The organism is Streptococcus sp. HMSC077D04, from assembly GCF_001808785.1.
Classification (GTDB): domain Bacteria; phylum Bacillota; class Bacilli; order Lactobacillales; family Streptococcaceae; genus Streptococcus; species Streptococcus mitis_BX.
The window spans coordinates 1-410 of sequence record NZ_KV794441.1 but is presented as its reverse complement, the minus strand read 5'-3'; the positions used below and the strand labels follow the sequence as shown (position 1 = coordinate 410).

Below are 410 nucleotides of genomic sequence, written 5' to 3'. Positions count from 1 at the left end.
GTAGTGGTATCACGAATTGTATTGATCAAAGGCAATAACTTTGAAGGTGTTACTGTATCTAAGAATTCCAACTTCTGATTTTCTGCAGCTATCAGTCGTAAAGTTTGATAAGCCACAACAGACCTTTTTAATCCCTCCATAGATACCAAGCGAACATCTGATAGACTTTGTTGATGAAGTTCATAATAGCTCATCAAGTCGATAAACGATTCACAAAAGACTAGCTTATTTGGTTTACCAATGTCAAAGGATATTCCAACATGTCCATGGCTTCCTTTTAGAATCGTTTTTAACCTTTCTCTAGGAAGAGAGTGATTCTTATATATCCCTTGTAAGCTTGCTGCCTGCAGCTTGTGACGATGATTAAAACTTTTAAAAACAATAACAGGTTCAACTGTTTCATTTGTTTT

General features: G+C 35.4%; 1 pseudogene. It reads right to left on the bottom strand.

Going from position 1 to position 410, the window contains the following annotated elements:
* A pseudogene (locus HMPREF2701_RS11335) lies at positions 1 to 410 on the bottom strand (DNA primase); the annotation flags it as partial.